The sequence below is a fragment of the Kitasatospora sp. NPDC101801 genome, from assembly GCF_044766665.1.
Lineage (GTDB): Bacteria > Actinomycetota > Actinomycetes > Streptomycetales > Streptomycetaceae > Kitasatospora.
Window position 1 is genome coordinate 102,106 of record NZ_JBIWML010000003.1, and the last position, 13,426, is coordinate 115,531.

At 73.4% G+C, this 13,426-nt stretch carries 11 protein-coding genes; 5 read left to right on the forward strand and 6 right to left on the reverse strand.

Going from position 1 to position 13,426, the window contains the following annotated elements:
• Positions 1-7: 7 nt before the first annotated feature.
• Positions 8-1,432: a hypothetical protein gene (locus tag ACIRPK_RS06735; RefSeq protein ID WP_403033982.1), complete on the reverse strand. Its 1,425-nt coding sequence runs from the start codon at positions 1,430-1,432 to the stop codon at positions 8-10.
• Between the two features lie 116 nt (positions 1,433-1,548).
• On the opposite strand from ACIRPK_RS06735, the gene ACIRPK_RS06740 reads away from it, so the two are divergent.
• Positions 1,549-1,839 carry a hypothetical protein gene (locus tag ACIRPK_RS06740; protein ID WP_403033985.1) on the forward strand — a complete coding sequence of 97 codons (291 nt, stop codon included), beginning with the start codon at positions 1,549-1,551 and terminating at the stop codon, positions 1,837-1,839.
• Positions 1,840-1,856: 17 nt separating this feature from the next.
• Here ACIRPK_RS06740 and ACIRPK_RS06745 read toward each other — a convergent pair whose 3' ends face one another.
• Both ACIRPK_RS06745 and ACIRPK_RS06750 read right to left on the reverse strand, forming a co-directional pair.
• A complete protein-coding gene (locus ACIRPK_RS06745; RefSeq protein ID WP_403033988.1) occupies positions 1,857-2,135 on the reverse strand; it encodes a DUF4190 domain-containing protein in 279 nt (92 codons plus the stop codon).
• A 29-nt stretch (positions 2,136-2,164) separates the two neighbouring features.
• The gene (locus ACIRPK_RS06750; protein WP_403033990.1) at positions 2,165-2,320 is read right to left on the reverse strand and encodes a hypothetical protein; all 156 of its coding nucleotides are present in this window, start codon (positions 2,318-2,320) and stop codon (positions 2,165-2,167) included.
• A gap of 142 nt (positions 2,321-2,462) precedes the next feature.
• Here ACIRPK_RS06750 and ACIRPK_RS06755 point away from each other — a divergent pair, with 142 nt between their 5' ends.
• The 4 genes from ACIRPK_RS06755 to ACIRPK_RS06770 all read left to right on the forward strand — a co-directional run bounded on the left by ACIRPK_RS06755 (position 2,463) and on the right by ACIRPK_RS06770 (position 7,985).
• Positions 2,463-3,092 carry a TetR family transcriptional regulator gene (locus ACIRPK_RS06755; RefSeq protein WP_403033992.1) on the forward strand — a complete coding sequence of 210 codons (630 nt, stop codon included), beginning with the start codon at positions 2,463-2,465 and terminating at the stop codon, positions 3,090-3,092.
• A 103-nt stretch (positions 3,093-3,195) separates the two neighbouring features.
• Positions 3,196-5,943 (forward strand): SpoIIE family protein phosphatase, encoded by a 2,748-nt coding sequence (locus tag ACIRPK_RS06760; RefSeq protein WP_403033995.1) that lies wholly within the window; start codon positions 3,196-3,198, stop codon positions 5,941-5,943.
• 397 nt (positions 5,944-6,340) lie between these two features.
• The gene (locus ACIRPK_RS06765) at positions 6,341-7,081 is read left to right on the forward strand and encodes an SDR family oxidoreductase (RefSeq protein WP_403033998.1); all 741 of its coding nucleotides are present in this window, start codon (positions 6,341-6,343) and stop codon (positions 7,079-7,081) included.
• 25 nt (positions 7,082-7,106) lie between these two features.
• A complete protein-coding gene (locus tag ACIRPK_RS06770; protein WP_403034001.1) occupies positions 7,107-7,985 on the forward strand; it encodes a helix-turn-helix domain-containing protein in 879 nt (292 codons plus the stop codon).
• Here the strand turns inward: ACIRPK_RS06770 and ACIRPK_RS06775 are convergent.
• From ACIRPK_RS06775 to ACIRPK_RS06785, 3 genes are read right to left on the reverse strand one after another with little or no spacing between them, the layout of a single operon-like run.
• Positions 7,889-9,238: an MFS transporter gene (locus tag ACIRPK_RS06775; RefSeq protein WP_403034004.1), complete on the reverse strand. Its 1,350-nt coding sequence runs from the start codon at positions 9,236-9,238 to the stop codon at positions 7,889-7,891. The two genes, ACIRPK_RS06770 and ACIRPK_RS06775, sit on opposite strands and share 97 nt — an antisense overlap.
• Complete coding sequence (locus tag ACIRPK_RS06780) at positions 9,235-10,068, reverse strand: alpha/beta fold hydrolase (RefSeq protein ID WP_403034007.1); 834 nt, start codon at positions 10,066-10,068, stop codon at positions 9,235-9,237. The genes ACIRPK_RS06775 and ACIRPK_RS06780 overlap by 4 nt, the downstream gene beginning before the upstream one ends.
• Positions 10,058-13,261: an amino acid adenylation domain-containing protein gene (locus ACIRPK_RS06785; protein ID WP_403034010.1), complete on the reverse strand. Its 3,204-nt coding sequence runs from the start codon at positions 13,259-13,261 to the stop codon at positions 10,058-10,060. Before ACIRPK_RS06785 ends, ACIRPK_RS06780 begins: the two co-directional genes overlap by 11 nt.
• Positions 13,262-13,426: the final 165 nt, after the last annotated feature.

Genomic DNA, 13,426 nt, shown 5'->3' on the forward strand with positions numbered 1-13,426 from the left:
GCCCCGGTCAGTCCGCCCCGGCGACCACCCGCAGCACCGCGACGTCCGAACTCCGCACCAGCTCCCACCCGTACAGGCGGTACTCCCGCTCCGGCTCCCCCGCCGGGTGGTGGTCCCGCAGCGCGGCGAGCAGCAGGCCGTCCTCCCCGGCCCGTAGCGGCCAGCCCTCGGGGACTCCTGCTCCGGTCGCGTGGAAGGGGTTCCGGGCGACCACCCCGACCACCCACCCCCGGCCGGCCGGGCTCTCCCCGTCCTGCACGATCGACCCCACCACCTCCAGCACGGCGCCGGGCCGCCAGGTCCCGTACCGCTCGACGGGCTGCTCGGTGAGCGGTCGGAACCAGCCGCGCCCCCGCGCCCCGAACCGCGTGTGCAGGTGCTGGAACGGCGTCGGGTCGAGCGGCACCCCGATCAGCCGGAACGAGATGCCGCACCAGGTCACCCGCCGTTGGTCGCCGAGCGACACGTCCGCGCCGATCGTGTAGAAGCCGCCGTCGCACCGGTCGTACCAGACGATGCTCTCGGTCTCGGAGTCCGCGCCCTTCGGCCGGCCGGTCAGCGCCGCCTCGAACTCGGCCGCCCCCGCGCCGTGCCAGGTCCGGCCGCCGCGCCCGATCGCCCAGCCGGCCCCCGGGGTGACCCAGCCGAGGCCGTCCAACTCGTCGAGTAGATCCAGCAGTTGGGACTCGTCGCGCAGCGGCAGCGACAGGTCGAGCGCCACCCCTGCCCCGGTGGCGGGCAGGTCGAGGGTGAACACCTGCTGGGCGTAGGAACCGGCGGCCACCACGAACGGCACCGTGCCACCGCTCGGGTCGTGCAGCGTGGTGTCCGATCCCGGCAGTTCCTCCGCCGGTCGACTGCCGACGGCCGGCTCCGGCGCCTCCGGCTCCGCCCGGCCCAGGTGGACCGTGTCGTGCGCCTCCAGCTGCTCGCGTTTCTGCTCCAGCAGCCGGCCGAGCCTGCCGGGATCGGTGAGCACCCTCCGCAGGTCGGCGTCGTCCAGGACCAGCACCGGGCCCATCCGCCGGTTCTGGAGCACCTGCGCGGCGAGGTCGGGCGCGAGGCCGGCGACCGTCACCAGTACGCCCACCAGCCCCTGCCCGGCCCTCCGCAGCCTCGACCAGAGCCCGTCGACGGTGCCGACGTCGACCGGGTGGCGCACCGGCACCACCTCGACCAGGTACTGACGGCCCGCCAGCCCCGCCACCAGGTCGTCCCGCCCGGGCGTCCCGGCCACCGGATTCCGGTCGACCCGGAAGTGCGCCTGGTGGAACACCCGCTCCACCAGCTGCTCCAGCCTCCGCCCGCGCCGCCGTGCGTCCCTCTCGGCGGCCAGCTCCTCGAACTCCCGCAGCAGTTCCGGCAACGGGGCCCGCGCGGCGCGGCCGGTGCCGCCCTCGGCCCGCCGCACCGGCGTGTCCTCATCCGTCATGGCACCCGATCATGGCCTACCCACAAGGGTGCCCGGGAGCTTTTTCGATCCGGCGTCCACCGGGCCGGACGGATCACCGGTTGCCCGGGTTGTCGGGGCGGCGCAGAGTCGAGGGCATGGACTCACCTGCGTACCGAGGAGCTGCGGCCCTGCTGGTCGACGGCCGGGAGATCGAGGTGGAGGCCGAACTGCTCGGCGACGTGCCCCGGATCGGGCTGCCGGGCTGGACCGGGGTGGTCCACACCACCGACGTCGGTCTCACCCGGGGGGAGATCCGCACCGGCCGGATCCGGCTGCCGGGCGGCTGGGAGGGCGGCTTCGCCGTCATCCGGACCGTGCTGGGGATGTCCACGGTGTGGGTCCGTGGGAACGACCAGGAGGCATCGCCGGTCCACTGGCCGCACTGACCGGTGGCGCCCGCCGGTCAGCCGCCGAGCTGCCAGAGCGTGCCGTGGCCGCTGGCCAGGGTGGCGGCCAGCACGATCAGGTCGGCGGCGCCGAGGGTCAGGCCGAGCAGGGCGCGGCCCCGGCGCCGGGTGCCACGGGCCAGCGCGAGGCCGGCCAGCACGAGGGCGCACGGGCCGAGCACCAGGTTGAAGAAGAGCAGGCCCAGCAGGCCCAGGACGAACGAGGCGACGGCCATGCCGTCGGCGTCGCCGCGCGTGGTGGCGGTGGCGCGCACGGGGGCGGTGGTGGTGTTCACGGTGGTGGCTCCGCTCGGGTCGGTGGGCTTCAGCGCTGCCGGGTGCGGGCCAACTGCTCGCGGACGGCGAAGACGGCCAGCCAGGCGGCGATGGCGCAGCAGCCGACCGTGAACACGGGCCCGGAGGCGTGTACGGCGGCACCGCCCAGCACGGCCACGGCGACGAGCACGGCGAGGAGGGACATCGGTGGAACCTCTCATCGGGTCGGATCAGGTCGGCGCCTGATCAGGTCGGCGTCATTCGGGCGAACAGTTGGGATGACAACTGTTCGCTGAGTTCTCACTCTACGCTCGCCAAAGTCGGCAAACAGTTGTTTACTGAATGACGTGAGTCACACCATCGGGGTCAGACAGGCCCAGAAGCAGCAGACCCGGCGGGCCCTCCTCGACGCGGGGCTGCACCTGTTGGAGGGTCAGAACCTCAGCAGCCTCGGCGTCCGGGAGGTCACCCGCGAGGCCGGGATGTCCCCGGCCGGTTTCTACCGGCACTTCCGCGACCTGGCCGACCTGGGCGTGACGCTGGTCGAGGAGTCGCTGGCCAGCCTGCACGGCATGGTGCTCGCGGTGCTGGCCGGGCCCGACGACGCCGAGGAGCTGATCGACCGCGCGGTGGACGTCGTCGCCGAGCACGTCCGCGCGCACCGCGCCCACGTCCGCTTCCTGGCCCGCGAGCGGCACGGCGGCGTCCGGCCGGTGCGGGAGGCGATCCGGGCCGAGCTGACCCGGTTCGCCGACGAGGTCGCCGCCGCGCTGGCCGCGCAGCCGGTCTCCGCCGGCTGGAGCCCGGACGACCTGCTGATGCTCGCCGAGCTCTACGTCGAGCACCTGGTGTCGACGGCCACCGCCCTGCTGGACGTCCCTGCGGACCGACCGGACCTCGAGCAGCGGATCGGCCAGGTGGCGCGCCGTCAACTGCGCCTGATCAGCGTCGGTCGCCGCCACTGGCACGACTCCTGACCCACCGCACCCACCGCTTTCGGCCACGGCTCGGCCGGAGCGGCTCGCGCTTCGGTACGCGCGATCTCTGGCCTCGCGGGGCCGGCCAGGGTAGACATGGCGTATGGCCCGCAATTCCGGTCTGTCCCGGGCCCCGTCGGCCCCCGAGTCCGCCGGCCGGCGCCCGCACGGCGAACGTGACCGCCCCGGTCCGGCGAAGTGGCGTGGGCAGCCGACGCCCGGCAGGCTGCGCGCCGCGCTCAGCACCCGCAGTGTCGCCGGCCAGGTCTTCGTCCTGCAGGTCCTGATCGTGCTGCTGCTGGTGGTGGCGGCCGGGACCCAGACCGTGCTCCAGGCCGGCCAGGACTCACTGACCGAGGCCCGGAACCGCTCGCTGGCGGTGGCCGAGACCTTCGCGGCCTCGCCCGGCCTGGTCGAAGCCCTGCGCGCGCCCGACCCGACCGCGCTGCTCCAGCCGCGCGCCGAGGCGGCCCGGATCAAGTCCGGCGTCGACTTCGTCGTGGTGCTGAACACCGACGCGATCCGCTACACCCACCCCATGCCCGACCGGATCGGCAAGAAGTTCGTCGGCACCACCGCGCCCGTGCTGGCCGGCCAGTCGATCACCGAGCAGGTGACCGGCACCATCGGCCCCTTGGTGCAGGCCGTGGTCCCGGTCACCGACGGCGGCGGCCAGGTGGTCGGCATGGTCTCGGCGGGTATCCGGACCAGCCGGGTCAGCGACAGCGCGATGAAGCACCTGCCGATCCTGCTCGGCAGCGCGGCGGCGGCCCTCGCGCTCGCGCTGGCCGGCTCGGCGCTGGTCAGCCGCCGGCTGCGACGGCAGACCCACGGCCTCGACCCGGCCGAGATGACCCGGATGTACGAGCACCACGACGCGGTGCTGCACGCCGTCCGGGAGGGCGTGCTGATCATCGGCGGGGACGGCCGGCTGCTGCTCGCCAACGACGAGGCCGGGCGCCTGCTCGGCCTGCCCGCCGACGCCGAGGGCCGGCACGTCCCAGCGCTGGGCCTGGACCGCCCGGTGGCCGACATGCTGCTAGCCGGGCAGCCCGTCACCGACGAACTGGTCGCCGCCGGGGACCGGTTGCTGGCCGTCAACGTCCGCCCCACCGACCGCGACGGCGGCCCGCCCGGTCTGGTGGTGACCCTGCGCGACTCCACCGAGCTGCAGACCCTCGCGGGCCGGGCCGACCTGGCCCAGCAGCGGCTCAAGCTGCTCTACGACGCGGGGCTGGCGGTCGGAACCACGCTGGACGTGCTCCGGACCGCCCAGCAGCTGGCCGAGGCCGCCGTGCCCGGCTTCGCCGACTACACCACGGTCGACCTCGCCGAGGCCGTCCTGCACGGCGACGAACCCGAGCCGGGCGGGCCGATGCGCCGCACCGGCTTGAGCGGCATCGGCGCCGAGACCCCGTTCTACCCGGTCGGCGAGAGCGTCCCGATGGTGCCGGGCACCCCGCGCGCCCGCAGCCTGGAGAGCGGCCTGCCGGTGATCGAGCACGATCTCACCGACGCCCTCACCGCCTGGCAGGAGTACGACGCCGACCGCGTGTCCCGGATCCGGGACCACCGGGTGCACGCACTGCTCGCGGTACCGCTGCGGGCCCGGGGCGTGGTGCTCGGCATCGCCACCTTCTGGCGCGGCGGCGGGCGGGACCCGTTCGACCAGGAGGACCGCTCGCTCGCCGAGGAGCTGGTCGCCCGCGCCGCCGTCTCGGTCGACAACGCCCGCCGCTACACCCGCGAGCACACCATGGCGGTCACCCTGCAGCGCAGCCTGCTGCCGGGCAGCCTGCCGGAGCAGAACGCCCTCGACGTGGCCTACCGCTACCTGCCCGCCAACGCCGGGGTCGGCGGCGACTGGTTCGACGTCATCCCGCTGCCCGGCGCCCGGGTGGCCCTGGTGGTCGGCGACGTGGTCGGCCACGGTCTGCACGCCGCCGCCACCATGGGCCGGCTGCGCACGGCGGTGCACAACTTCTCCTCCCTCGACCTGCCGCCCGACGAACTCCTCGGCCACCTGGACGAGTTGGTCAACCGGATCGACCAGGAGCAGTCCGACACCGGCGACCTGGCACCGATCACCGGGGCCACCTGCCTGTACGCGGTCTACGACCCGGTCTCCCGGCGCTGCACGATGGCCCGGGCCGGCCACCTGCCGCCCGCCGTCGTCCACCCGGACGGGACGGTGCGGATCGTCGACTTCGTGGCCGGCCCCCCGCTCGGTCTGGTCGGCATGCCGTTCGAGACGGCCGAGCTGGAACTGCCGGAGGGCAGCAGCCTGGTGCTCTACACCGACGGCCTGGTCGAGCAGCGCGACCGGGACATCGACCTCGGCCTGGACCTGCTGCGCTCCTCCCTCGCCCGTCCCGGCCGCAGCCCCGAGCAGATCTGCGACGAGGTGCTCACCGCCCTGCTGCCCGCCAACCCCACCGACGACATCGCCCTGCTGGTGGCCCGCACCCACCCGCTGGCGGCGGACCGGGTCGCGGTCTGGGACGTGCCGTCCGACCCGGCCGCGGTCCGTGACGTCCGGGCCCAGGTGGCCGGGCGGCTGGCCGACTGGGGGCTGGACGAGCTGGCGTTCACCACCGAGCTGATCCTCAGTGAGCTGATCACCAACGCCATCCGCTACGGCCAGGCCCCGATCCAGGTCCGCCTGCTGCACGACCGCACGCTGATCTGCGAGGTCTCCGACCGGAGCAGCACCTCGCCCCACCTGCGCTACGCGGCCAGCACCGACGAGGGCGGGCGCGGACTCTTCCTGGTCGCCCAGTTCGCCGAACGCTGGGGCACCCGGTACACCGGCGGTGGCAAGGTCATCTGGGCCGAGCAGCACCTGCCCTGACCGCGCCGGCCCCCGTCGGCCCATGGCGGCCACCCGCCCGCGCATAACAAGAATTCGACCGTGGGATTCCACCAGATCTCCTGGAAACTCATAGGTTCCCCCGGGGGGCGATCGGTGATAGGAATTATTCGACCCGGTCGACTGCGAGAGCACCGACGGCTGCCCTGACGGAGAGCTCGCAGCACCCCATCTCAGCACGCGAGATGACATCGGGCCAGGTCGGCGAATCGTTGACAGGTCATCGTCAGTGTGCTTGCATGCGTCATGTCGATCTTGCTCCGCGCAATGGTCGGCGCGGAAAGTCGCCTTTCCGTGCAATTCTTCGTTCTTTTCTTATTCTCTTTGCAGATTGTTGGGCTCATCCATGGACCTGGAACTTTCGGGGCGTACCGCCCTCGTGTGCTCGTCCACTGGCGGGCTGGGGGAGGCAATCGCCCGGGCACTCGCGGCCGAGGGCGCCAGTACGGTGGTGTGCGGGCGGCGCGGGGAGCGCGCCCGGCAGATCGCCGCCGAGTTGCCCACCGCCGTCGGTGTCGAGGTGGACCTGCTGGCCGAGGACGGCCCGGCCAGGCTGTGGGAAGCGACCGTCGCCGCGTTCGGCCCGCCGGACGTGCTGGTGCTGAACGGGCCCGGGCCCAAGCCCGGTCCGGCAAGCGGCGTCGGGCCGGCCGAGGTGGACGCCGCGCTCCACTCGCTGCTGCGTCAGCAGGTCCGGCTGCTCGGAATGGCGCTGCCGGCCATGCGGGAGCGGGGCTGGGGGCGGATCCTCGCGGTCGGTTCCAGCGGGGTGGTCGCGCCGATCCCGAACCTGGCCCTGTCCAACCTGGGCCGCGCGGCACTGGCCGGCTACCTGAAGACGCTGGCCGCCGAGGTCGCGGCGGACGGCGTGACGGTGAACCTGCTGCTGCCCGGCCGGATCGAGACCGAGCGCACCACGGCGATCGACACCGCCAACGCCGAGCGCGCCGGCCGCACCCTCGACGAGGTGCGGCGGGCCTCGCTGGAGGCCATCCCGGCGGGCCGCTACGGCCGGCCGGCGGAGTTCGCCGCCACCGCCGCCTTCCTCTGCGGCGGCCCCGCCTCGTACCTCACCGGGAGCGCGGTGCGCTGCGACGGTGGCTATCTGCGCGGCCTGTGAGCGCAATTCCAGGAACGGTCAGCACATGCCCACGGTAACGAAACCGGAGGTCGTCGCCTGGCGGCCGCCCGTATGCGGCATCAGGGAAGTCTTCCATGCGCGCATCACCGACCACGTCTATCCCATGCACACGCACGATTCGTGGACCCTGCTCATCATCGACGAGGGAATGGTCCGATTTGACGTGGACCGTCATGAGTACGGCGCTCTGGAACACCTCGTCACGATTCTTCCGCCGCACGTTCCGCACAACGGTGACGCGGTCTCCTCGGACGGGTTCCGCAAACGGGTGCTCTATCTCGACCCGTCCCAGCTCGACGACGACCTGGTCGGGGCGGCCGCGGACCGGCCGGTGATCGCCGACCCGGCGCTGCGCCGGCGGATCCACCTGCTGCACACCGCCCTGAACGGGTCCGACGATCCGCTGGAGGCGGAGAGCCGGCTCGGGTTCATCGTCGAGCGGCTGTCCGGGCACCTGACCGGCACGGTGCGGGAGTCGCCGCCGCAGACCCCGCCCGGGGTGGCCGGCCGGCTGCGCGACCTGCTCGACGCCCGGCTGGTGGAGGGCCTGACCCTGGCGGAGGCCTCGGAGCTGCTGCAGACCCATCCCACGCAGCTGGTCCGGGCGTTCACCAAGGAGTTCGGGGTGGCCCCCCACCGGTACCTGACGGGCCGTCGGGTGGACAAGGCACGTGCGCTGCTGCTCCAGGGGATGGCGCCGGGGCTGGTCGCGGCGGCCACCGGCTTCTACGACCAGGCGCATTTCACCCGGCACTTCAAGAACATCCTCGGGACCAGCCCGGGCCGCTACGCCCGGTCCGGCGCCGTCTCCGCAGCCGCAGCCGGCGCCGACTCCGGCCCCGACTCCGCCTCGCGGGCGGCAACGGGCCCGGGCATCTCCTGAAGGCGGGTCAGCGGGGACAGCAGCACTCCGCAGACCACGAACACCGCCGATCCCACCGTGGAGACCCACAGCGCCTGGTGCGCCCCGACCTGCGCGGCGAGCAGCCCGCCCAGCAGGCCGCCGAGCGCACCCAGCCCGAACATCACCGCGCGCACCGCCGCGTTCATCCGTCCGAGGAAGGCGGGCGGGGTGACGTTCTGCCGGACGCTGATGATCAGGATGTTGACGGTCGTCAGCCCGAGCGGTCCGAGGAACCAGGCGACCGTGAACAGCGCCTGCACCAGCAGGTCCGGGCCGGCCGCGGCCGGCAGCAGCAGCATCGGGACGTACGCGGTGGCCAGGGCCAGGGCGTACAGGCGGCCGAGCGGCAGCCGCCGGGTCAGCCGGCGGCAGAGGATGCCGCCGACCACCCCGCCGCAGGCACCGATCGAGAAGATCAGGCCCAGCACCGAGGCCGGCACCTCCCGGTCGCGGACCGCGTACAGGATGAACATCGGCTGGGTGGCGGAGAGGAAGAAGTTCGCCAGGCCGCCGACCAGCGCGATCCACCGCACCAGCCGGTTGCCCGCGACGAAGCGCAGCCCCTCGGCCAGTTCGGTGCGGAGCCGCCGCCCGGGCACCACCTCGGGCCGCGGCTCCTCGGTGCGGATCAGCAGCAGCGAGACCACCGAGCCCAGGTACGTCGCGGCGTTGGCGGCCATCGCGATCGGTGCCGTCAGCAGGTTGACCAGCGCCCCGGCCAGGCCGGGTCCGGCCGCGTCGGCGGTCGCCGAGGTGGTGGCCAGCTTGGAGTTGGCCTCGACCAGGTACTCCGGGTCGCGGATCAGCGTCGGGACGTACGACATCCAGCTGATGTCGAACAGCACCGCGCCGATGCCCACCCCGAAGGTGATCATCATCAGCCAGACCATGTTCAGCTGGTCGAACCAGCCCAGCAGCGGGATCAGCCCGATCAGCGCCAGCCGCAGGGTGTTCGCCCCGATCATCGCCGTACGCCGACGGTGCCGGTCCACCCAGACGCCGAACAGCGGGCCGAACAGCAGGTACGGGATCATCTGCAGGAACCGCAGCAGACCGAGCTCGTCGGCCTGCGCGTCCAGCGTGAGCACCGCCGTCAGCGGCAGCGCCAGCACGGTGATCTGGGTGCCGAACAGCGAGAGGGTCTCCCCGGACCAGAAGGTGAGGAAGTCCCGGTTGCGCCACAGGGACGGCCTGGCGGCGGCCGGCTCGGGGGCGACTGCTCCGACGGTCATGCCGGTGCTCCTTCCGGTCGGGGGGCGGACGCCTCGCGCAGCGCGTCCCGGACGGCAGCGCCCAGCGCGGTGAGGCCCGGGCCGCGCCAGATCGAGAAGTGGTCGCCGGGCACGGTGACGGTGCGCACGTCGTGGGCCACGTCGGTCCAGCGCAGGGTGCCGGGTGCGGACTCCGAGGCTTCGACCACCAGCACCCGTCCCGGGTAACCCGGCTCGGGCCGGTTGGCGTGCAGGGCCGTCACGTTCCGCCGGAACACCTCGAACCGGCGGTCCAGGGTCCCGGCGTCCAGCTCCTCGGGGAGCAGGCCGGCCCGGTGGAACAGCGGCCAGGCGGTCACCGTCGGCGCCTCCGGCGGCAGGTCGCCGAGCACCCCGGCCGCCAGCTCGGCGGGGCGTGCCAGTCCTGCCTCGGTCAGCAGGTCGGTGGCGAACCGCGCCAGCACCCGGGACGCCGGCGGAACCGGGCCGCCGTCCTGCGCCTGGGCGTCGACCAGGACCAGCAGCGGCACCCGGTACCCCCGGGCCCGCAGCCGCTGGGCCATCGCGAAGGCGACCGAGCCGCCCATCGACCAGCCCAGCAGGCACAACTCCCGCTCCGGGCAGTCCTCTTCGACCGTCCGAACGTACTCGTCGGCGAGCTCGCGCAGGTCGGCGGGCGGCAGGCCGTCCCCGTCGTACCCGGGGGCCTCGACACCGACCACCGGCCGGCCGTCGAGCAGGCCGGCCAGCGGCAGGTACGGGTAGGCGGAGCCGGACGCGGAGTGCACGCAGTACAGCGGGGGCAGTGCGGCGTCCGACCCGCCGAACGGCAGCAGCAGGTCAGCCGGCACGACCGGGCCCCGGGTTCGCGGGCACCGTACGGGCCGCCACCAGCCGGTCGACCTCCGCCGAGATCGACCGGGTGGTCGCGTCGGCGAACATCGTCCGCAGCCTGAGCTTCACGCCGAACTCCTTGCCGAGGCGGCTGACCACCCGCATCGCCTGCAGCGAGTTGCCGCCGGCCGCGAAGAACGCCACGGCCGCGCTGACCCGTTCGACCTCGAGGACCTCGGCGTAGATCCGCGCGACGGCCTGCTCGGTCGGCCCCTGGGGGGCGACGTAGTCCTCCTCGGGGTCGGCCTCCACCGGCTCGGGCAGGGCCTTGCGGTCGACCTTGCGCGCGGTGGTCAGCGGCAGCTCGGCCAGCACCACCCAGGCGGTCGGGATCATGTACTCGGGCAGCCGCTCGGCCAGGTGGGCCCGCAGGTCGGCCGGGTCGGGGAGCCGGTCGGCGGCCGGTGAGGCATAGCCGACCAGGCGGTTCTCACCGCGCCGGTCGGGCCGCAGCACGACCGCTCCGACACCCACGTCCGGGTGGGACATCAGTGCCGACTCGATCTCCTCCAGCTCGATCCGCAGGCCGCGGAGCTTGACCTGACCGTCGCCGCGGCCGAGGAACTCCAGCTGCCCGTCCCGGTTCCAGCGGACCAGGTCGCCGCTGCGGTACACCCGGCCGCCCGGGTGGAAGGGGTCCTCGGTGAACGCCGCGGCCGTCAGGTCGGGCCGGTTGAGGTAGCCGCGGGCGAGTCCCTCCGGACCGCCGATCAGCAGCTCGCCGGCGACGCCGGCCGGGACCAGCCGGTCGTGCTTGTCGACCACGTACATCCGGCGGTCGGTGAACGGGGCGCCGATCGGCGGGGCGCTGCGGGCCGGCTCGTGCGGGCACTCGTAGGAGGTGCAGCCAACCGCGGCCTCGGTGGGGCCGTAGCAGTTGACCATCCGGCGGCCGGGCAGGTTCCACTTGGCCACCATCTCGGCCGGTACCGCCTCGCCGCCCGCCATGATCTTCCGCAGGTGCGGGTAAGGGCCGCCCTCGACCAGCGCCAGCATCGCCGGCGACATGCAGATGTAGCTGACCTCCCGGCTGCGCATCAGCGCGGCGAGCGCGTCGGGCGAGGTGCCGGCCTCCTTGTCGACCAGGACCAGGCTCGCCCCGACGGTGAGGCCGGCGAAGATCTCGCCCTGCGACATGTCGAAGGCCAGCGCGGCGAGTTGGAGCATCCGGTCGTCCGGTCCGAGATCGAACACCCGCCGGTAGGAGGCGACGAAGGACTGGAGTGCCCGGTGCTCCAGCAGGACGCCCTTGGGCATGCCGGTCGAGCCGGAGGTGTAGATGACGTAGGCGAGCGAGTCCCGGCCCGCCTCCTCCGCCCAACCCGGCGACTCCGCACCGGCCTTGGCTATCGCCTCGCGCTCCTGGTCGACCGCGATGACCGACCGGGCCGCCGAGGCGGGGATGTTCGCCTGGACCCGCTGCTGGGTCAGCACCACCCGGGCCGCGGTGTCCTCCAGGATGTACTCGAGCCGGCCCTGCGGGTGCGAGGGGTCCAGTACGGCGTACGCCGCACCGGACTTCAGCACCGCGAGCAGGGCGACCAGCGCGTCGAGGTCGCGTTCCATCGCCACCGCGACCACCTGGCCGTGCCCCACGCCCAGGTCGCGCAGGTACGCGGCGAGCTCGAACGCCCGGAGCTCCAGCTGGTGGTACGTCAGGCTGTCGCCCTCGTACACCGCGGCGACGTGGTCGGGCTGGGCGGCGGCCCGGCGGGCGATCGCGGCGTGCACCGGCTCGTCCGGGTGGGAGATCGGCTCGCCGCGACCGGCGGCCAGCAGTTCCCGGACCTCGGCGTCGTCGAGCAGCGGGAGTTCCGACACCCGCCGGGTGGGCTCCGCGCAGGCCGCGCCCAGCGCCTGGGTCAGGTGGCGGACCAGCCCTTCGATCCGCCAGCCGTCGAACAGGTCCGTGGCGTACTCGACCATCACGTGCAGCCGGTCGGCCGACTCGACGAAGTTCAGCGACAGGTCGAACCGGGCACCGGGCGAAGGGAGGGCCACGGTCTCCGCGGTCAGGCCCGGCAGGTCCAGTGCCGTGCCGGAGGTCCGCTCGGACAGGAACTGGGTGCAGACGCCGAACAGCGGGTTGCGGCCGGGGTCGCGCTGCGGGCGCAGCCGGTCGACGACCCGCTCGAAGGGGACGTCCTGGTTGTCGTAGGCGTCCAGCAGGGTGTCGGAGAGCCGGGCCAGCAGCTCGGCGAAGGCGGGGTCGTCCGCGAGGTCGGTCCGGAGCACCACCATGTTGGTGAAGTACCCGACCACCTCCTCAAGGTCGGGGTCGGTCCGGCCGAGCGCGGCGGTGCCGAGCGTGACGTCCTGCTGGCCGGTGTACCGGCTCAGCACCACGGTCAGTGCGGCGGTCAGGACCATGAACAGCGAGGCGCTCTCGGCCTCGGCGAGCCGGCGGGCCGCCGCGAGCAGCTCGGCCGGCAGCTCGGTCCGCACGGTGCCCGCGGTGAAGCCGGGTTCGGCCGGGCGCGGTCGGTCGGCCGGCAGGTCGAGCGGCGTGGCACCGTCCAGATTGCTGTGCCAGAAGGCCAGTTGATCCTCCAGCGCACCGCTGTCGAGGGTGCTGCGCTGCTCGGCGGCGAAGTCCGCGAAGCGGACCACCGCCGGGCCGGCCGGGGTCGCGGCACCGCCCGGGAGCGCGGCGGCGTAGGCGTCCGGGAGCTGCCGGAGCAGCAGGCTGGTCGACCAGCCGTCGGTGACCAGGTGGTGCAGGACCAGTGCCAGGACGTGCTCGTCCGCCGAGAGTCGGTACAGCGCGAACCGGTACAGCGGACCGCGCACCAGGTCGAACGAGCCGGTGGCCTGCCGGTGCAGGACCTCGGTGAGACGGGCCTCGCGGGACTCGAGGCTCCCCTCGGTGAGGTCTTCCACCGGCAGCTCCACCGCGGACGGCGGGGTGAACACCAGACCCGGTGTTCCGTTCGCCGTCGTCACCGTGGCACGCAACTGTTCGTGCCTGCCGACCAGTTCGGTCAGCGCGGCGGCGAGCGCCGCATGGTCCAGGGTCCCCCGCAGCCGATGGGCGACCGCGACGTTGTACGTCGCATGCCCGGGGTTCAGCTGCTCCAGGAACCAGAGCTGCTCCTGCCCGATCGACAGCGGGACCTGTTCGGCCGCCGTCGAATGCTGATCATCGACCACTGTGTCCGCTCCAAACCTGTGAACTCGACAGCCCTGTCAGCCTGTCGAGATCCACCGTGCCCTGTGCCGGCCGCCACGTCTTGTACGTTCTTGACTCCTCCGCCGGACCGCTCCGGAACTGCGCCGATCCGTCGACGAACGGGCTAGCATGCCCGCTTGTTCCTG